This is a genomic window from Actinoplanes siamensis (assembly GCF_016862395.1).
Classification (GTDB): domain Bacteria; phylum Actinomycetota; class Actinomycetes; order Mycobacteriales; family Micromonosporaceae; genus Actinoplanes; species Actinoplanes siamensis.
In genome coordinates, this window is sequence record NZ_BOMW01000099.1 from 1 (window position 1) to 19360 (window position 19360).

Here is a 19360-nt window from a genome sequence, read left to right on the forward strand (position 1 = left end):
ACGGGATGGGCCTTTCTTTTTGCCCGGTGCGAGATCCCCGGTATGCTGGGCGGCGGGCCGTGACTGGCGCGTTCGGATGGTTGACCATCGGGGAGCGGCCTCGTCGAGACGACGACATGCCGTGCGCCTGGGCCTCTTCACTATCTGATAGGGAGGTCCTCATGACTGAGCTCAACGCCGAATCGATCGCTTTCCGCTCCGCCCTCGAGGTGGTCCGGTCCGTCGAGCCGCGCATCGCCGACGCGATCGCGAAGGAGCTGACCGACCAGCGCGAGTCACTGAAGCTGATCGCGAGTGAGAACTACGCTTCTCCGGCCGTCCTGCTCGCCATGGGTAACTGGCTCTCCGACAAGTACGCTGAGGGCACCATCGGCCGCCGCTTCTACGCCGGCTGCCAGAACGTGGACACCGTCGAGTCGGTAGCGGTGGAGCACGCCAAAGCACTCTTCGACGCTCCGTACGCGTATGTTCAGCCGCACTCCGGCATCGACGCCAACCTGGTGGCGTACTGGGCGATCCTTGCCGACCGGGTCGAGGTGCCGTACCTGAAGAGGTTCGAGAAGCGGCAGATCAACGACCTGACCGACGCCGAGTGGGCCGAGCTGCGGCAGGCGTTCGGCAACCAGCGGCTGCTCGGCATGTCGCTGGACGCCGGCGGCCACCTGACCCACGGTTTCCGGCCGAACATCTCCGGCAAGATGTTCGATCAGCGCAGCTACGGCGTCGACCCGGCGACCGGTCAGATCGACTACGCGGCGCTGCGAGAGACGGCCAGGGAGTTCAAGCCGGCCGTGATCGTCGGCGGGTATTCGGCGTACCCCCGCAAGGTGAACTTCGCGAAGATGCGGGAGATCGCCGACGAGGTCGGCGCCACCTTCATGGTGGACATGGCGCACTTCGCCGGTCTGGTCGCCGGCGGCGTGTTCACCGGGGACTTCAACCCGATCCCGCACGCGCACATCGTCACCACCACCACCCACAAGAGCCTGCGCGGTCCGCGCGGTGGCGCGGTGTTCTGCCAGCCGGAGCTGTCGTCGCAGGTCGACCGCGGTTGCCCGATGGTGCTCGGCGGCCCGCTGCCGCACGTGATGGCCGCCAAGGCGATCGCGTTCGCCGAGGCCCGCCGGCCCGAGTTCGCGACGTACGCCCGGCAGATCGTCAACAACAGCCAGGCGCTCGCCGAGGGTCTGTCCAGGCGCGGCGTCCAGCTGGTCTCCGGCGGCACCGACAACCACCTGGTCCTGATCGACGTGCACCCGTTCGGGCTGACCGGCCGCCAGGCCGAGCAGGCCCTGCTGGACAGCGGCATCGTGACTAACCGCAACGCGATCCCGTCCGACCCGAACGGCGCCTGGTACACCTCCGGCATCCGGATCGGCACCCCGGCCCTCACCTCTCGCGGCCTCGGCGTCGCCGAGATGGACCAGATCGCCGAGCTGATCCACACCGTACTGGCCGGCACCACGCCGGACGCCACGTCGAAGGCCAAGTTCACCCTCGACGCCGGCCTGTCCGACCGCGTGTCGAAGCAGGCCTCGGAGCTGCTCGCCCCGTTCCCGCTCTACCCGTCGGTCAGCCTCGCCTGACCGTCCCCGGGGTGGCTGTCGGCCACCCCGGGTCTGGCGTTCCCCGAGCCGCGCCGGTCCGCCTGGCCTGGTGCTTCCCGGGCCGCCGCCAATGCGCCTGGCCGGGTGCTTCCCCGGCGGTCGCCGGTGGCCTGGTCTCGTGTTCCATTCCGGGTGGTCGTTCGGCACCGCGACGGCCACCCGGTTCGAGACGCCGCCCGGTGGGTTCTTCATCTACGGGGCGGCAGTCTGTGCAGGGTCACCTCGCCCAACTCGCCGGCGGCGACCTCGGCGGTCATGTAGGTGGCGTACGGCTGCCGGCGGCGGTCGGTGGGCGACCCGGGGTTGAGCAGGCGCAGCCCGTTCGCCGCGGTGCTGTCCCACGGGATGTGCGAATGGCCGAACACCAGCACGTCCACGTCCGGGAACCGCTCCGCGCAGCGTTTCTCCCGGCCGCTCGCCGGCCCGGTTTCGTGCACCACCGCGAACCGCACCCCCTCCAGCTCGACCCGGGCGACCTCGGGCAGCTGCTCGCGGAGCGCGCCGAAATCGTTGTTCCCGTGACAGCCGATCAGCCGCGCCGAGCGCTCGGCCAGCGAGTCGAGCAGCCCGGCCTCCACCCAGTCCCCGGCGTGCAGCACCACGTCCGCCTGCTCGACGGCCGCCCACACCGGGGCCGGCAGATCACGGGCGCGCTTCGGCAGATGGGTGTCACTGATCAGCACCAGTCGCACGACCTCATACTTCCCCGATCCCGTCAGCCCACCCCTCCCGGTACGCCTCGCCACCGCAAGGCACCCCCGCGAAGGTCAGCAGGCACCGCCGAGCTGGCAGCCAGAGGTCTCTGCGGCCGCGTGACGGACCTCTGGCCGCCGGTCGACAGCGGCGGGTCGGCGGTGAGGGTGTGTCCGGCCGTGTGACGGATCTCCGGGTGCGGCGGGCTGGCAGTGACCGGTGTGTCCGGCCGCGGGACGGACCTCTGGGTGCGGCGGGCTGCCACTGACGGGTGTGTCCGGCCGCGGGAGGCAGAGCACGGCCCTGGTGAGGTGATTGTCATTGTTGGAGTCATATGCGAGTTGTCGCTGACGTCGGCGGAACCGGTTTCGGATGACGTGTTATCGGTTCTGGTGAAACACGTCAGACCGGCTGCCACGTTGCTGTGAGCTGCGGAAACCAGGCGGCGCAAAAATCCGGCGCGGATGGTGCGGTCTCGCCGGTACCGGTTCCGGAACCTCGCAACATCCTGGACATCGATATGTAACGACTCTTAGCGTCGTGGCACTTGGGTGAGCGCTCTCCCACTGCCACGTCCTAGTCCTCCTCCCGTCCCACTAGGAGACCCTTATGAGTCGCTCCCGCTGGCGGAGCGGCGCGATAGTCGGCCTCACGGCCGCTGTCGTCGCCGGTTATGCCGCGATCACCATGACCGGCGCCTCGGCCGCCGAGACGCTGCTGTCGCAGGGCAAGCCCGCGACCGCGTCGTCCACCGAGGCGGCCGGCGCCTACCAAGCCTCGGAAGCCGTCGACGGCAACACCGGCACCCGCTGGGCGTCCGCCTTCTCCGACCCGCAGTGGCTGCAGGTCGACCTGGGCGCCACCAGCACCATCAGCCGGGTCGAGCTGAGCTGGGAGACCGCGGCCGCCAAGGCGTTCCAGATCCAGGTCTCGGACAACGCCTCCAGCTGGACGTCGATCTACTCGACCACGACGTCGACCGGTGGCGACCAGAACCTGACCGTGAACGGCTCGGGCCGGTACGTCCGGATGTACGGCACCCAGCGGACCACCGGCTACGGCTACTCGCTGTGGGAGTTCAAGGTCTTCGGCTCCACCGGCGGCGGCAACCCCACCACGCCGCCCCCGAGCGGCCCGAACCTGCCCGGCGGCGGAAGCCTCGGAGCCCAGGTCACCGTCTTCGACCCGAGCATGTCCAGCGCGACGATCCAGGCCCAGGCCGACGCGATCTTCAAGCAGCAGGAGACGAACCAGTTCGGCACCCAGCGCAACCTGATCGCGTTCAAGCCGGGCACCTACAACGGCCTGAACATCCAGGTCGGGTTCAACACCTCGGTGATCGGTCTCGGCCAGAACCCGCAGGATGTGCGGATCAACGGGGACATCACCGTGGACGCCGGCTGGTTCCAGGGCAACGCCACCCAGAACTTCTGGCGGTCGGTCGAGAACATCTCGCTCTACCCGGTGTCCGGCGCCGACCGCTGGGCGGTTTCGCAGGCCGCGCCGTTCCGCCGGATGGACGTGCACGGTGACCTGAACCTCGCGCCGAACGGCTACGGCTGGGCGTCCGGCGGCTACATCGCCGACTCGCGGATCAGCGGCTCCGAGGGGCAGTACTCGCAGCAGCAGTGGTTCACCCGGAACAGCCAGATCGGCTCGAACACCAACGCCGTCTGGAACCAGACGTTCGTCGGTGTGCAGGGCGCTCCGGCGAGCAGCTTCCCGAACCCGCCGTACACCACGATCGCGCAGACCCCGGTGATCCGGGAGAAGCCCTACCTGTACCTCAACGGCGGCAACTACGCCGTCTTCGTGCCCAGCCTGCAGACCAACTCGTCCGGTGTGACCTGGGCGAACGGCAACACTCCGGGCACCGGCATCCCGCTGAGCCAGTTCTACGTGGCCAAGCCGGGCGACAGCGCGGCGACGATCAATCAGGCGCTCGCGCAGGGCCTGAACCTGATCTTCCAGCCGGGTGTCTACCACGTGAACCAGACGATCAACGTGACCCGGGCGAACACCGTGGTGATGGGCCTCGGCTACGCGACGATCATCCCGGACAACGGCGTCACCCCGATGCAGGTGGCCGACGTGGACGGTGTGAAGATCGCCGGCCTGCTCTTCGACGCGGGCACCACCAACTCGGCGAACCTGCTGGTGATCGGCCCCAACGGCGCGTCGGCCAACCACGCGGCGAACCCGACCACGGTCCAGGACGTGTTCTTCCGGATCGGCGGCTCGATCGCCGGAAAGGCCACCAACAGCCTGCTGGTGAACAGCAACAACACGATCATCGACCACATCTGGGCGTGGCGCGCCGACCACGGCAACGCCGGCACCTACGGCTGGACCGTCAACACCGCGGACAGCGGCCTGATCGTGAACGGTCAGAACGTGACCGCGTACGGCCTGTTCGTCGAGCACTACCAGAAGTACGAGGTCATCTGGAACGGCAACGGCGGACGGACCTACTTCCTGCAGAACGAGCAGCCGTACGACCCGCCGACGCAGGCGGCGTGGCGGACCGGCGCCAACGGCTACGCCGCGTACAAGGTGGCCGACTCGGTGACCAGTCACGAGGCGTGGGCCCTGGGCAGCTACTGCTACTTCAACGTGAACCCGGGCATCCACTCCAACAACGGCTTCGAGGTGCCGGTGAACTCCGGGGTCAAGCTGCACAACCTGCTCACCGTGTCGCTCGGTGGCAACGGCGTGATCGACCACGTGGTCAACAACACCGGCGCCGCGGCGCAGGGGACGGCGACCGTGCCGGTCTATCTGAACAGTTTCAACTGAACCGCTGAGTAGAGGATCGGGGGTCGCCGTCGGCGGCCCCCGATCCCTTTCTCCGACCACGGTTCGGCGGCATGTCGACATCGCGGACGCTCGGGGCGTCTACTCCGGGACAACGGCGCTCGATGTGGCGGAGGCGGCGTGCGCGGCCTGGCGCTAGGCCTCGAAACGGGTGCGCCGGCGACGGGCCAGGAGCAGACCGAGCACACCGAGCGCGACGATCGACGCGCCGCCGGCCGCGAGCGGGCCGGTCCGCGGGCCGGTGATCGGCAGGCCGCCGCCCTCGTCGCCGGACGGGTTGGCGACGAGCGCGGCCTTGTCGTTGCTCTTGTCGGTGTTCGAGTACGCCTTGGTGAGCACGATGGAGCCGGTCGCGTTCGGCACCACCTCGACGACGCGCAGCGGCAGCTCCCAGCTGAACGTCCTGCCTGCCGGCAGGAAGCCGCCGGTCAGGCAGTGCCACCTGGTGGCTTTGGCGGGGATTCCGGAACCCATCGACGAGCAGCCGTTCGGCACTCTGGTGACGTCGGCGATCACCGTGCCCGGCGGCAGGGTGACGGTGGCTTCGGCGACGGTGTCGGGGAACCGGTCCAGTGTCGCCGGGCCGTTGTTGTGCAGGCCCACCCTCGCGGTCACCACGTCACCGGCTCCGCCGGTCACGGTCGCGCCGACCGCGGCGAGGTCGGCGGGGTTGGTGCCCTGGATCCGCACCGACACGACCGTGGTGTTGCCCGGAGTCGTGTCGGTCTGCGGAATGGACCGCGTGGCGGCCACCGGGGTGAGCCGCAGGACCGGCCCGGTGCCCGCCGTGCCACGACCGTCGCCGCCCTTCCCGAAGTCGTCGACAGTCCACCACCGGAAGCCGGCTGCCTCCCCACCTGGCGCGAAGACGTCCTGGCGCAGCCGCAACGGCACCACCGCCGCGAAGGTCGCTCCGGGCGGGAGCTCGGTGTCGAAGTGGCAGCTCTTCAGCTTGTCATCGAAGTAGAGGCAGTTGGCGAACCGCTCCGGGGTCTCGACAGCGAACGGCGGGTCCAGGAAGGCCAGCACTGTTCCGTGCACGGTGCGGCCGGACCTGGACTCGTTGGTGACCGGGACCCGGACGTCGAAACTGTCACCGGCCCGGACCCGGACGTCCGGGATGAAACCGGCCCTCAGATCGACGTCCTCGGCGACCGCGACGTTGACGGTCCTGGTCACCGGGGTGATGCCGCCGGCGGAGAAGGTCGCGCGCAGGGTGCCGGTGGCGCCGGCCACCGCGGTCTCGTCGGTCTTCAACCACGGTCCGAGGCGGAGGTTCCCGTCGGCGCCGACAATCAGCCCGCTGGCCGGCTGATAGGCGCAGGTCAGCTTGACCCCGGACGGGTTGCCGCAGGCCCACCACGGGTCGCTGGCCCGTTCCAGGCGGAACCCGGTGAGGTCGCTGGACAGCTCGAGCGTCAGGGTGGCGCCGGGATAGCTCACCTCGCCGCCGGCCCCGGTGACGAGCCGCGGATCGAGGATCTCCGCCGAGTTCACCCCCAGGAACGTGTCGGCGAGGCGAAGCTCGGGGGTGGGCGGGGCGGCGTAGGCGGGAGCGACCAGGCCGAAGCTCGCCGCGCCGGCGGCGGCCAGGCCGGCGAGCAGGCGCCGGGCCGAGCGGAGTGGCATGCGATTCCTCCGGTGGAGGTGGCGGTACGCGGCGGCATCGGCCGCCACGGACCATGGGCGTCCTAGCCGTCGAGAGAGGTACGCCGGCGGCGGGTCAGCACCAGGGCCAGCACACCGAGCGCCACGAGGACCACGCCGACGCCGGCGATCGAGCCGGCCGCCGGACCGGTGATCGGCAGGCCGGGTTCGCCGCCGCCGCTACCACCGCTACCGCCGGTGCCGCCGGCCGGGTTGAGGATCAGCGCCGCCTTGTCGTTGGACTTGTCGTTGCCGGCCGTCTGCGGGTCGTCCGGGAGGCCCGGGACGACCTCGACCGCGCCTGTGGCGTTCGGCACGACCCTGCGGATCCGCAGCCCGATGTTCCAGGTCACCGGTTTGCCGACGGGCAGCACGCTGCCGGTGGAGCAGGCGTACTGGACGGCTTTCGGGTTCGTGGCGAGCCGGCCGCCGGTCACCGGTTCGCAGCCGGCCGGGACGGTGGCGACCTGGGCCCCCTCCGGGATGGTGACGACGGCGATCCGTGCCGGCTGCCCGGGGATGGTGTTCAGCGCGGCCGGGCCGTTGTTGCGCACGCCGACCCGCGCGTGGACCACCTTGCCCGCCGCGCCGGAGACCTTCGCGCCGATCGCGGCCGGGTCGGCGCCCTGCGAGCCGAGCACGTCGATGGTCACCGACTGCAGGTTGGTGTCCCGGTTGACCTCGGTCTGCGGGACGGACGCGGCGGCGCGCTCGGCGGGCGCGGGCTCCAGCCGCAGGGTGGGGCCGCTGCGCAGAGCCGGGAACTGGTTCGGCCCGTCCTCCCCGGCGCCGCCCTGGAAGTCGGTGAGCGTCTGCCACTCGAAGTCGACGATGACCGTGTTCGGCGCGTAGGTGTCCCCGCGCAGGCGGAACGGCAGGCGGACCCGGTACGGCACATCGGGCTGCAGCTCCGCGTCGTCGAAGACGCAGTACACCAGCTTGCCGTCGTCGTAGGCGCAGTTCTCGTACCGCTCGAAGGGCTCGGCCGCGTACGCGTACGGCTTGTCGACCACCAGCGCGACCCCGTGCACCGTCCGGCGCGGGCTGCTCACCTGCAGCGGCACGTCGACCCGCCCGCCGGGCCGGCCGGTCAGCGGGTAGGGCGGGATGCCGGCCTGCAGGTCGACGCCCTCGGCCACGCGCACCCGGCCGGTGTCGGTGAGCGTCTGCTTGCCTGGGTCGGTGAGTGTCACCTTGACGGCGCCGGTCGCGCCGAGCACCGCCGTGTCGCCGGCCGTCAGCACGGCCGCGGTGGGGATCCAGCCGAGCGGGTCGACGGTGAACGGCTCCCGCGCGTCACAGGTCAGGGCGGTCGCCGGCGTGCTGGTGCAGGTCCAGGGCCCGTCCTCGGCGGGGACCAGGCGCACCCCGGTCAGATCCCCGGACAGTTCGACGGTCAACCGGGCCCGGCCGAACGCGACGTCCTGGGTGGTGATCAGTTTGGGCCGGACGTTGGTCCGGAATCCGCTGACGACGAGCGCGTCGGCCACGTCGAGTCTGCTGGCGGGAGCGGCGTCCGCCGGAGCCGCCAGGCCCAGGGTCGCCGCGCCCGCGGCGGCCAGGACGGCGAGCAGGCGCCGGGCCGGATGAGTTGGCATGGCGGTCCTCCGAGTCGATGGCTGTACCGAGCGAGTCGATGCTGTACCGAGCGAGTCGATGGCTGTACCGAATGTCGTCGAGGGCGCTTGGAGCATAGGGAAAGCAGCGGCGACGCATCGTCCGCGTGCGTCCGATGTGCACTCCATGCCCGGAAGCGGGCGTAAAGTTTTTTGTCGCAGTCGCCGGTTTCCACAGCGTTATCCACAGGATCGGGCGAGTTTTCCACAGCCTTGAGAGATCGACAGGCATGGGGGCTACACGTGCGTGTAGTAGCCTATACATGTGAGTAGTGACAGCGACCTGACCGCCCGCGCCCGGATCCGGGACGCCGCTATCGCGCTCTTCACCGAGCGCGGCATCGCCGGCGCCACCATCCGGGACATCGCGCAGGCCGCCGGCGTCTCCTCGGGCCTGCTGCGGCACCACTTCGGCTCCAAGGAGGGGCTGCGCGACGCCTGCGACGAGTTCGCGCTGGCCCGCATCGCCCAGGTGCAGACCCGGTTCGTCGGGAGTCAGATGCTCGGTCCCATCCCGCCCGACGTCCTCCCCCTGCAGCAGTACCTCGTCCGTGCGCTGATGGACGGCTCGCCGCGCAGCACCGAGATGTTCCGGCGGGCCGTCGACCAGGGCGAACACCTGCTCGGCGACCTCAAGGTGGAGACCGGCGACCTGCGGGCGTTCGTGGCGGTGGTCGGCGCGATGAAGATGGGCATGTTCCTGATGCGCGACCAGCTCTCCGCGGTGCTCGGCGAGGACGTCGGCGTGCCGCCGGGATATCTGCGCATCCTGCGGGCGTCGATCGAGATCTTCCGGCAGCCACTGCTCACCCCGGAACAGGCCGACCAGGCCATGCGGGCCCTGGATCGGATCTCACTCCACGAAGGGGAGCGGCCATGACCGAAGCTATCGCGGCGGAGGGGCTGGTCAAACGGTTCGGCAAGGTCACCGCCCTGGACGGGCTCGACCTGCGGGTGCGGACCGGGGAGGTGCACGGGTTCCTCGGTCCCAACGGCGCCGGCAAGACCACGGCCATCCGGATCCTGCTGGGGCTGATGCGGCGCGACGGCGGCAGCGTGCGTCTGCTCGACGGCGATCCGTGGGCGGAGGCCACGAGACTGCACAAGCGCCTGGCGTACGTGCCCGGCGACGTCACCTTCTGGCCCACCCTCACCGGCGGCGAGGTGATCGACCTGCTCGGGCGGCTGCGTGGCGGCCTCGACCCGCGGCGCCGCGACGACCTGATCGAGCGGTTCCAGCTGGATCCGCGGAAGAAGGGCCGGACGTACTCGAAGGGCAACCGGCAGAAGGTGGCGCTGATCGCCGCGCTGGCCTCCGACGTCGAGCTGCTGCTTCTGGACGAGCCCACCTCGGGGCTGGACCCGCTGATGGAGGAGGTCTTCCGCGAGGTGATCCAGCAGGAGAAGAGCCGCGGCGACCGGACCGTGCTGCTCTCCAGCCACATCCTCGCCGAGGTCGAGGCGCTCTGTGACCGGCTGACGATCATCCGGGACGGCCGCTCGGTGGAGACCGGCACCCTCGACGACCTGCGGCACCTGACCCGCACCACGATCCGCGCCGAGCTGACCGGCCCGATCGACGGCCTCGGCACGATCTCCGGCGTGCACGACCTGACCACCGCCGACGGGCGGGTGGCGTTCGACGTGGACGCCGACGCGCTGGAGCCGGCGCTGCGGACGCTGGTCACGGCCGGGGTGCGCAGCCTGGTCAGCCAGCCGCCGTCGCTGGAGGAGCTGTTCCTGCGGCACTACACCGGGAGCGAGCGGTGACGGGCACCGGGAGCCTGCTCCGGCTGATCCTGCGTCGCGACCGGGTGGTGCTGCCGCTCTGGGTGCTCCTGCTCGGCCTGTTGCCGCAGGTCTACCTCGCCAGCTTCCAGAGCGTGTTCGCCACCGACGCGGACCGCCTGGAGTACGCCCGGGTCAGCGCGTCCAACGCGGGCTTCGCCGGGCTCTACGGCCGGTTGTCCGGGGACAGCCTCGGCGAGCTGGTGGTCTGGCGGGCCGGGTTCGTCCCGGTGATGATCGGCCTGGCCGCGCTGCTCACCGTGATCCGGCACACCCGGGCCGAGGAGGAGGCCGGGCGCAGCGACCTGATCCGCGCCACCGTCGTCGGCCGCTGGGCCCAGCCGGCCGCCGCCCTGCTCGCCACGACGCTGGGCTGTCTGGTGCTGGGCCTGATCGTGACGGCTTCGATGATCGTCGCGGGGGAGCCGGCCGAGGGCTCGGTGGCGTTCGGCGCGCTGTTCACGCTCAGCGGTTGGCTCTTCGCGGGGGTGGCCGCGATCGCCGCGCAACTCACCAGCGGCGCCCGGGGCGCCCGGATGATCGCCGTCCTGGTGCTCGGCGTGTCCTACGTGCTGCGCGTGGGCGGGGACATCTCCGCGGTCGGGGACGGCCGGCTGGACTGGCTCGCCTGGCTGTCGCCGCTGGGCTGGGTGCAGAAGATCAGCCCGTACGGGGCGGACGACTGGGCCCCGGCGGCGCTGGCGCTGCTGGCCGTGGTGGTGACCGTGGCCGTCGGCGGCCACCTGCTGACCCGGCGCGACCTGGCCGCCGGCCTGCTCGCCGCGCGGCCGGGCCCGCCCCGCGCCGGCGCCGGGCTGTCCTCGCCGCTCGGTCTGGCCTGGCGGCTGCACCGCGGGCTGCTGGCCGGCTGGGTGGCCGGGTTCGCCGCGCTCGGCCTGGTCTTCGGCGGGGTCGGCACCAGCATGGCCCAGATCGCCGAGGACAGCAGGTCGGTGAGCGACGTGTTCAACAAGCTCGGTGGCGCCGGGACGGTCACCGACGCGTACTTCGCCACCACCGCCGGGATCTGCGGGCTGGTCGTGTCGATCTACGCGATCCAGGCCGCCCTGCGGATCCGGGACGAGGAGCAGAACGGGCACGCCGAGCTGGTCCTGAGCGCGGCCGTGGGGCGCGCCTCGTGGGCCGCCGGCCACCTGCTGTTCGCGCTGCTCGGGCCGGCCGTGGCGATGGTCGCCGAGGGCGCGCTGGCCGGGGCGACGTTCGGCGACGTGGGCCCGGTGCTGGCCGCCTCGACGGCCCAGCTGCCGGCGGTCTGGGTGCTGGGCGCGGTGGCCGTGCTGCTGATCGGCGTGTTGCCACGGTTCTCCGCCGCGGCCTGGGGCGCGGTGGCCGTCTGCCTGCTGTTGCTGCTGGTCGGGCCGCTCCTGGAGCTGCCGCGGTGGGTGCTCGACGCGTCGCCGTTCACCCATGTGCCGCAACTGCCGGCGGCGAGCTTCACCGCCGTACCGGAAATCGTCCTGATCCTGATCGCCACCGCCCTGGCCGCGGCCGGGCTGGCCGGCCTGCGCCGCCGCGACGTCCCCGCCTAGCCGGAGATCGGCCGGCGGCTTGCGCCGCCGGCCGATCCGTCAATGGCTCTTGCCGCGTTTCGGCAGTACCAGCTCCTCGTGGTCGAGCTCGCGGTTGAGCACCCGCAGGTTCTCGTCGTCCAGCCGGCCCGCGTCGCGCCAGCGCAGCAGCTCCTCGCGTTCGGCGTCGATCACCGCCTGCCGCACCATCAGCGCCGCCTCGTACTGCGGGGACGGCGGCAGCTCCGGGGTGTCGACCTGTTCCAGCAGGTCGAGCCGGTGCCGATAGCGGTCGAGGCGGATCTGGAGCTGCTTGCGCATGGTCTCCATGGCCTCGTCCTCGATGTTGTCGTGCTGCTCGCCCTGGATGTCGTCGAGCCGGTTCAGCGCGGCGCGGACGGCTGCCGAGCGGGCCTCGTTGCGCAGCCGCGCCTTGTCGGTCTGGTTGGCGCGCAGGCCCAGCCATCGCACCAGCGGCGCGAACGTCAGGCCCTGGCCGATCAGGGTCACCAGCACCACCGCGAACGCGCAGAACGCGAGCAGGCCGCGGTTGGGAAAGTTGCTGTTCAAGCTGTAGACCGCGGCCAGCGTGATCACGCCTCGGGTGCCCGCCCAGCTCAGCGCGATCGACTCGCGGCCGCCGAGCGACCTCTCCCGACGCTTGCCCTTCGGCAGGTCCTCACCCTCGTCCTCGTCCTCGCCGCCCAGGCGGGTGTGCAGCGAGCGGGGCAGCAGCTGGGTGAGGAACAGCCAGAGCGGGCGCAGCAGCAGCACCACGCCGAGCGTGACGCTCACCGCGACCACTATGGTGGCGGTCCGGTACTCGCTGAGCTCCTCCAGCACCTTGCGCATCTGGACGCCGATCAGCAGGAAGACCGCGCCCTCCAGCAGGAAGTCGATGAGCCGCCAGACCGCGGCGGTCTGCAGGCGGCTGGCGCCCGTCGCGTACCGCGGGGTGTCGTGCCCGATGATCAGACCGGCCACCACGACCGCCAGCACGCCGGAGACGTGGATCCCCTCGGCCAGCAGGTACGCGGCCATCGGGGTGATCAGCGAGATCGCGTTGGCATTGAGCGGGTCGGCCCGCAGCACCCGCAGGAAGCGGACCAGGTAGGCGACCGCGACGCCCACCACCACGCCACCGGCGGCCATGAGCACGAACCGGCCGGCCGTGTTGGTGAAGGTGAACTCCTCCTTGCCGATGGCGACCTGCTGAGCGACCAGCAGGATGGTCAGCGCGGTCGCGTCGTTGAGCAGGCCCTCGCCCTGGATCAGGGTGATCAGCCGGGGCGGCAGCCCGGCCTTGCGGCCCACGGCCAGCGCGGCGACCGGGTCCGGCGGGGCCACCGCCGCGCCCAGGGCGATCCCGGCGGCCAGCGTGACGCCGCCGACCACAAGCGACAGCCCCAGGCCGACCAGGAACGCCGTGGCGATCACCAGCGCCACCGACAGGCTGATCACCGTACGCAGGTTGCGCCGGATGTCGATCAACGACGAGTCCAGCGCCGCGTTGTAGAGCAGCGGCGGAACGATGAACGTGAGAATGAGGTGCGGGTCGATCTCGAAGTTGTCACCGGGCAGGAAGGCGTAGACGATTCCGGCGACGGTCAGCAGGACGGCGGCGGGTAGGCCGGTCTTCCCGGTGATCCAGTGGACCAGCACGATGATCGCGATGGCCCCCAGACCGAAAAGAAGGGTCTCCTCGTGGCTCATCCACTTATTCTTCGCTACTCCCGATCACGCCGTTGTAGCAGGTCGATGACATGATCGGGAGATCACGAAACGCTATCGCCGGGCAGCCACCGCAAGCGCCGCACGGTGGCGCTTGACCATCGGCAACGCGCCCTGGGCGATTCGCCGCACCGTGGGCTCGTCGCCGTCCGCCAGCTCCGCGCGGATCAGCCGGACGGCCTTGGCGTGCAGCGTCGCCTGACTGCTCAGGAAGAGCTGATCGAAATCGGCCTGGCCGGCTGCCCGGTACGTCCGCACGCTCTGCTGGACGGTGGTGTTCGGCTCGGTGGCCAGCGTGACCCGCATCGACCCGGCGGCGTTGCGCACCGCGGCGTCGAGGCGGGCGCTGTCCGCGGCGAACCGGGCGCCGAGGCGGCGGATCTCCGGGGTGCCGCCCTTGCGTGCGGCGATCCGGCCGAGCGCGATCTGGGCCAGGTTGCCCTGGTGGACGGTGCGCAGGAAGGCGGCGTCCGGATCGAGGCGCCGGGCCGCCGGGGTTGTCGGGTCCGTCGCCTGGGCCACGGAGGCGGGTGCGACCAGTGCGGCGACCACGCCGAGGACTGTCACGAGACGTCGCATGAGCATAGAAAATCCCCCTATGTCGGAACCCGCAGACTATCCACGGGAATCCGACATAGGGGGACTATCGGCTAGTTATAGCTCAGTAGCGGTAGTGCTCCGGCTTGTACGGGCCCTCGACGTCGACGCCCAGGTACTCCGCCTGCTTCTTGGTCAGCGTGGTCAGCTTCACGCCGAGCGCGTCCAGGTGCAGGCGCGCGACCTTCTCGTCCAGGTGCTTCGGCAGGACGAAGACCTGCTTCTCGTACTCGCCCGGCTTGGTCCAGAGCTCGATCTGGGCCATCACCTGGTTGGTGAAGGACGCGGACATCACGAAGCTGGGGTGGCCGGTGGCGTTGCCCAGGTTCATCAGCCGGCCCTCGGAGAGCACGATCACCGAGTGGCCGTCCGGGAAGCGCCACTCGTGGACCTGCGGCTTGATCTCGATCTTCTCGATGCCCGGCACCTTGTTCAGGCCGGCCATGTCGATCTCGTCGTCGAAGTGGCCGACGTTGCCGACGATCGCGTTGTGCTTCATCGCCGACAGGTGCTCGACAGTGATGATGTCGGTGCCGCCGGTGGTGGTCACGAAGATGTCGGCCTCGCCGACCACGTCCTCGATCCGGGCGACCTGCAGGCCGTCCATCGCCGCCTGCAGCGCGCAGATCGGGTCGACCTCGGTCACCACGACGCGGGCGCCCTGCCCGCGCAGCGTCTCCGCCGCGCCCTTGCCGACGTCACCGTAACCGCAGACCAGGGCCAGCTTGCCGCCCAGCATGACGTCGGTGGCCCGGTTCAGGCCGTCGACCAGCGAGTGGCGGATGCCGTACTTGTTGTCGAACTTGCTCTTGGTGACCGCGTCGTTGACGTTGATCGCCGGGAAGAGCAGCGTGCCCTCCTTGGCCAGCTTGTAGAGCCGGGCCACGCCGGTGGTGGTCTCCTCGGTCACGCCCCGGATCTCGGACGCGATCCGGGTGAACCGCTGCGGGTCCGACGCCAGGCTGGCGCGCAGGGTGTCCAGGATGATCGAGTACTCGTGCGAGTCGGCCTCGGTGGCCTGCGGCACCGCGCCGGCCGCCTCGAACTCGACGCCCTTGTGCACCAGCAGGGTGGCGTCGCCGCCGTCGTCGAGGATCATGTTCGGGCCCCGGCCGCCGCCGAAGTCGAACAGCTGGGTGGTGGCCCACCAGTACTCCTCCAGCGACTCGCCCTTCCAGGCGAAGACCGGGACGCCGGTGGGGGCGTCGACGGTGCCGTCGCGGCCGACGACGACCGCGGCGGCCGCCTCGTCCTGGGTGGAGAAGATGTTGCAGGACACCCAGCGCACCTCGGCGCCGAGCGCGACCAGCGTCTCGATCAGCACCGCGGTCTGCACGGTCATGTGCAGCGAGCCGGCGATCCGGGCGCCGGTCAGCGGCTTGGACTCACCGAACTCGGCGCGCAGCGACATCAGGCCCGGCATCTCGTGCTCGGCGAGCCGCAGCTGGTGGCGGCCCGCCTCGGCGAGGTTGATGTCGGCGATCGCGAAGTCGAGACCGTTGACGGATCGAAGTTTGTCGCTCATGAAAAGAGGGCTCCTCCCTCTCAGGAGGCGCCCTTACGTCAACGACGCCGCTCCGAGCGTGGCGGACGCTGAGCAGTCGCAAGCACAGAGTCCGTTGCAGCGCCTCTCGGATCAGCGAAGCTACTTTATCGCGTTCGTCGCTTGATCACATGCGTCTGAGCGTGCCGTCGGTATCCGTGATGACATATGTCCCATCGCCCAGCGGCCGCAGATCGTATCCGTGGATGGTGACGATGCCCAGGTCGCCGAGGACCTCGCCGGTGCCCGCGTCGACCCGGAAGTGCCGCCACCACTCCTGTTCGGTTTCCTCGTCCTCGGCGGTCAGCACGACCACCACGGTGCGGTCGTCGAGGAAGCCGCCGGACCATTCCACGACGACGCCGCTGTCCTCGTCGAATCCGAAATCGGCGGGGGTGAGCCGGAAGCGGACCCCGCCGCCCGGGAAGTCGTGGACGGCCACGTCCTCCTGCTCGTGGTGCACCGTCAGGAACCGGGTCTGCCCGGGGGAGACGTCGATCAGCACCCGGTCGCCCCAGCCGAAGTCGTGGATCTCCGAGGCCGCCGCGGCCAGGTAGATCTGCGAGCCGTCCCGACCCTCGCCGACGTCGAGCAGCATCCGCCCGTCGCGCAGCGGGAACTGGGCGCCACCGTGCCCGCTCGACGGCAGCGCCCGGCGGGACCGGACCGCGCCGGTGGCCGCGTCCAGCACGATCCACTCGTCCTGGGCGGCCCGGCCGGCGTACACGTTCGGCGCGTACACCCAGACCAGCGCGTCGTCCGCGGAGAACGTGACGTCGGTCCGGGCGTTCCCGGCGTTCGGCCCCAGATCGAAGCGCCACAGCTCGTCGCCGTGCGGGCCGATCCGGACCACCGCGCCGCCGGTCGCGTAGACCAGCCCGTCCCGGGTCGAGCTCACCGCCCAGCCCTCGACCTCCGGCGGCGCCGGCAGGATCCGCAACGGCTCCAGGTTCTCGTCGAAGATTTCGATGCCGGCGTCGGCCTGGCGGGAGATCACGCGCACGAACCAGAAGACTACGTGACCGGAAAGCGCGCGCCGGTGTCCTGAACCGGCATCGCCGTTCGTCATGGTGGTGAGGACCGAGGAGGAGAACCGATGAAGTACATGATGTTCGTCTGCACCGACACCGAGCCGGAGACCGAGCTGGCGGCGCCCGACATCGACACGTGGGTGGCCGAGAACGACGCCAACGGCCGGCGGGCGCTCGGCTCGCAGCTGGCGAGCCCGTCGGCGGCCACCACGGTCCGGGTCCGGGGTGGCGAGCTGCTGCTCACCGACGGCCCGTTCGCCGAGACCAAGGAGGTGATCGTGGGCTTCGACATCCTGGAGTGCGCCGACCTGGACGAGGCGATCGAGGTGGCCCGGGCGCACCCGATGTCCTGGGCCGGCCGGGTGGAGCTGCGACCGTTCCACGATGAGTGAGCCGATCTTCCGGGAGGCCTACGGCCGGATCGTCGCCACGCTGATCCGGCTCACCGGCGACTGGACCCTCGCCGAGGACTGCGCCATGGACGCGGTCGAGGCGGCGCTGCAGCGGTGGCCGCGCGACGGGGAGCCGGCGAATCCGGGCGGGTGGCTGATGACTGTCGCCCGGAACCGGGCCGTGGACCAGCTCCGGCGTGCCGCCGTGGCCGAGCGGAGGCTGCGCGAGCTGGCGCCGCTGGAGCAGCCGCGGCCGGAGCCGGAAGGGGACGACCGGCTCCGGCTGATCTTCACCTGCTGCCATCCGGCGCTGGCGATGGAATCGCGGGTGGCGCTCACCCTGCGTACCGTCGCCGGGGTTCCCACCGCGCAGATCGCGCGCCTGTTCCTGGTCGGCGAGCCGGCCATGGCCAAGCGGCTGACCCGGGCCAAAGCCAAGATCGCGCAGGCCCGGATCCCGTACCGGGTGCCGTCCGGCCCGGCGCTCACCGAGCGGCTGCCGGGCGTGCTCGCGGTGCTGTACCTGCTGTTCACCAACGGCTACGACAGCTCGCCGGAACGCGCGGACGAGGCGATCTGGCTGGTCCGGCTGCTGGCCCAGCTGATGCCGGACGAGCCCGAGGTCACCGCGTTGCTCGCGCTCTGCCTGCTGCAGCACTCCCGGCGCGCGGCCCGCCGGGACGAGGGCGGCGAACTGGTCACCCTGGACGCCCAGGACCGGTCGCGCTGGGACCACGCGGGGATCGCCGAGGCCGTGGGACTGCTCGCCGGGCGGCCGGTGACCGGACCGTACGCCGTTCAGGCGCACATCGCCGCCGGCCACGCGATCGCGACCGACTTCGCCGCGACCGACTGGCCGACCATCGCGGCCTGGTACGACCAGCTCGCCCGGATCCATCCGTCCCCGGTGGTCGAGGTGAACCGGGCGGTCGCGCACGGCTACGCCCACGGCCCGGCGGCCGGACTGGGACTGCTGGCCACGGTCCGCGAGGCGGTCGCCGGCTACGCCCCGGCGCTGGCCGCCGAGGCCGACCTCACCGCCCGGGCCGGCGACCCGGCGGCCGCCGCCGGGCTGTTCCGCCGCGCCGCCGAGCTGGCCGGTTCCGACGCCGAACGGCGTGCGCTGCGGAAACGGGCGGCCGCCGCGGGTCAACTCGCCCTCGGCGATGCCGAATGAGTCGGTACCGAGGAGAGGACGGACATGGCCGGAAATCGTGGGCTGGGGCAGTGGTGCCGGGATCGGAAGGTCTCGACCAAGGTGCTCGCGGTCGCCGGCGTGGCGATCGCCGGGACCGTGGTCACCGGTGTGCTGAGCGTGACCGGCATCGGCGACCTGAAGCAGACCCGGGATACCGAGATCAACCGGATGCTGCCGTACGTCAGGAATCTGAACGCCGCGGCGCTCGCCCTCAAGGCGGCCGCCAACGACGAGCGCGGCTACCTGCTCTCCGGCGACACCAAGTTCCGCGACGCGGCGATCGCCGCCCGGGACACCGTGGACACCGCGCTCACCGCGGCCAAGGCGGCGGACGGCGCGCAGGCCGCGGACATCGAGGGGATCCGGACCGCCAGCGACGCCTGGTTCACCGCGGTGTCCACCGAGTTCGAGCAGTTCGCGAGCCGTCCCGAGGCGGCGACGGCGGTCGCGCTGGGCGCCAACCGGGACCTGCGCACGGCGTACGAGGCGATGATCACCGCCGAGATCGACGCCACCAACGAGGAGCTGCAGGCCGGCGCGGGCTTCGACGCCACCGCCGACCGCACCCGCGTCGAGGCGCTGGTGGGGCTGGGCCTCGCCGTGCTGCTCGGGGTGGCCGGCGCGCTCTTCGTCTCCCGGCTGATCATCGTGCCGCTGCGCAAGGTCAGCGGGGTGCTGGACCAGGTGGCCGACGGCGACCTGACCGGCGATCCGGACGTGCACCAGCGCGACGAGCTCGGTCACATGGCGGACTCGCTGCGGGCCGCCACCACCTCCCTCCGGCAGACCGTCACGGACCTGACCACGCACTCCGACTCGCTGGCCACCGAGGCCGGCGCGCTCGCCGAGACCAGCCGGCAGTCCGCGACCAGCGCCGAGCACGGCGCCGAGCAGGCCGCGACGGTCGCGGACTCGGCGGCCTCCATGTCGCGCAACATCCAGACCGTGGCGGCCGGCTCCGAGGAGATGGGCGTGTCGATCCGGGAGATCAGCGAGAGCGCCACCCAGGCGGTCCAGGTCGCCAACCGGGCGGTCGAGGTCACCGCGAACACCAGCGCGGTGATGGCCAAGCTGGGCGAGTCGTCCGCCGAGATCAGCGAGGTGGTCAAGACCATCACCGCGATCGCCGAGCAGACCAACCTGCTCGCGTTGAACGCCACCATCGAGTCGGCCC

At 71.1% G+C, this 19360-nt stretch carries 15 protein-coding genes and 1 riboswitch; of the genes, 8 read left to right on the forward strand and 7 right to left on the reverse strand.

The window, feature by feature from the left end; all coding sequences use genetic code 11:
• Positions 1 to 49: 49 nt before the first annotated feature.
• Positions 50 to 140: riboswitch (ZMP/ZTP riboswitch) on the forward strand.
• 21 nt (positions 141 to 161) lie between these two features.
• Complete coding sequence (locus tag Asi03nite_RS36135) at positions 162 to 1586, forward strand: glycine hydroxymethyltransferase (RefSeq protein WP_203685018.1); 1425 nt, start codon at positions 162 to 164, stop codon at positions 1584 to 1586.
• Positions 1587 to 1795: 209 nt separating this feature from the next.
• Here the strand turns inward: Asi03nite_RS36135 and Asi03nite_RS36140 are convergent, their stop codons facing one another.
• Complete coding sequence (locus Asi03nite_RS36140; protein ID WP_203685019.1) at positions 1796 to 2299, reverse strand: metallophosphoesterase family protein; 504 nt, start codon at positions 2297 to 2299, stop codon at positions 1796 to 1798.
• A gap of 610 nt (positions 2300 to 2909) precedes the next feature.
• Between Asi03nite_RS36140 and Asi03nite_RS36145 the strand changes: the two genes are divergently transcribed.
• A complete protein-coding gene (locus Asi03nite_RS36145) occupies positions 2910 to 5096 on the forward strand; it encodes a discoidin domain-containing protein (protein ID WP_203685020.1) in 2187 nt (728 codons plus the stop codon).
• A gap of 153 nt (positions 5097 to 5249) precedes the next feature.
• On the opposite strand, the gene Asi03nite_RS36150 is transcribed toward Asi03nite_RS36145, so the two are convergent.
• Positions 5250 to 6743, reverse strand: a complete 1494-nt coding sequence (locus tag Asi03nite_RS36150; protein WP_203685021.1) for a hypothetical protein — start codon at positions 6741 to 6743, stop codon at positions 5250 to 5252.
• 62 nt (positions 6744 to 6805) lie between these two features.
• A complete protein-coding gene (locus tag Asi03nite_RS36155) occupies positions 6806 to 8359 on the reverse strand; it encodes a hypothetical protein (protein WP_203685022.1) in 1554 nt (517 codons plus the stop codon).
• A gap of 283 nt (positions 8360 to 8642) precedes the next feature.
• Here Asi03nite_RS36155 and Asi03nite_RS36160 point away from each other — a divergent pair, with 283 nt between their 5' ends.
• From Asi03nite_RS36160 to Asi03nite_RS36170, 3 genes are read left to right on the forward strand one after another with little or no spacing between them, the layout of a single operon-like run.
• Positions 8643 to 9257, forward strand: a complete 615-nt coding sequence (locus tag Asi03nite_RS36160) for a TetR/AcrR family transcriptional regulator (protein ID WP_203685023.1) — start codon at positions 8643 to 8645, stop codon at positions 9255 to 9257.
• Positions 9254 to 10147 (forward strand): ABC transporter ATP-binding protein, encoded by an 894-nt coding sequence (locus tag Asi03nite_RS36165; protein ID WP_203685024.1) that lies wholly within the window; start codon positions 9254 to 9256, stop codon positions 10145 to 10147. Before Asi03nite_RS36160 ends, Asi03nite_RS36165 begins: the two co-directional genes overlap by 4 nt.
• On the forward strand, positions 10144 to 11715 hold the full coding sequence (locus Asi03nite_RS36170; RefSeq protein WP_203685025.1) for an ABC transporter permease: 1572 nt from the start codon (positions 10144 to 10146) through the stop codon (positions 11713 to 11715). Before Asi03nite_RS36165 ends, Asi03nite_RS36170 begins: the two co-directional genes overlap by 4 nt.
• A 39-nt stretch (positions 11716 to 11754) precedes the next feature.
• Here the strand turns inward: Asi03nite_RS36170 and Asi03nite_RS36175 are convergent, their stop codons facing one another.
• The 4 genes from Asi03nite_RS36175 to Asi03nite_RS36190 form a co-directional block, all read right to left on the reverse strand.
• The gene (locus Asi03nite_RS36175; RefSeq protein ID WP_203685026.1) at positions 11755 to 13407 is read right to left on the reverse strand and encodes a Na+/H+ antiporter; all 1653 of its coding nucleotides are present in this window, start codon (positions 13405 to 13407) and stop codon (positions 11755 to 11757) included.
• Positions 13408 to 13479: 72 nt separating this feature from the next.
• The gene (locus Asi03nite_RS36180; protein WP_203685027.1) at positions 13480 to 14004 is read right to left on the reverse strand and encodes a DUF4142 domain-containing protein; all 525 of its coding nucleotides are present in this window, start codon (positions 14002 to 14004) and stop codon (positions 13480 to 13482) included.
• A gap of 82 nt (positions 14005 to 14086) precedes the next feature.
• On the reverse strand, positions 14087 to 15547 hold the full coding sequence (gene ahcY, locus Asi03nite_RS36185; RefSeq protein WP_203685028.1) for an adenosylhomocysteinase: 1461 nt from the start codon (positions 15545 to 15547) through the stop codon (positions 14087 to 14089).
• Between the two features lie 145 nt (positions 15548 to 15692).
• Positions 15693 to 16568, reverse strand: a complete 876-nt coding sequence (locus Asi03nite_RS36190; protein WP_203685029.1) for a hypothetical protein — start codon at positions 16566 to 16568, stop codon at positions 15693 to 15695.
• 93 nt (positions 16569 to 16661) lie between these two features.
• Between Asi03nite_RS36190 and Asi03nite_RS36195 the strand changes: the two genes are divergently transcribed.
• From Asi03nite_RS36195 to Asi03nite_RS36205, 3 genes are all read left to right on the forward strand, one after another.
• Positions 16662 to 16988, forward strand: coding sequence for a YciI family protein (locus tag Asi03nite_RS36195; protein ID WP_203685030.1), 327 nt, complete (start codon positions 16662 to 16664; stop codon positions 16986 to 16988).
• Positions 16981 to 18165, forward strand: coding sequence for an RNA polymerase sigma factor (locus Asi03nite_RS36200; protein WP_203685031.1), 1185 nt, complete (start codon positions 16981 to 16983; stop codon positions 18163 to 18165). Before Asi03nite_RS36195 ends, Asi03nite_RS36200 begins: the two co-directional genes overlap by 8 nt.
• A 24-nt stretch (positions 18166 to 18189) precedes the next feature.
• Positions 18190 to 19360, forward strand: a 1171-nt coding sequence (locus Asi03nite_RS36205; protein WP_203685032.1) for a methyl-accepting chemotaxis protein, incomplete at its 3' end; no start/stop codon positions are given.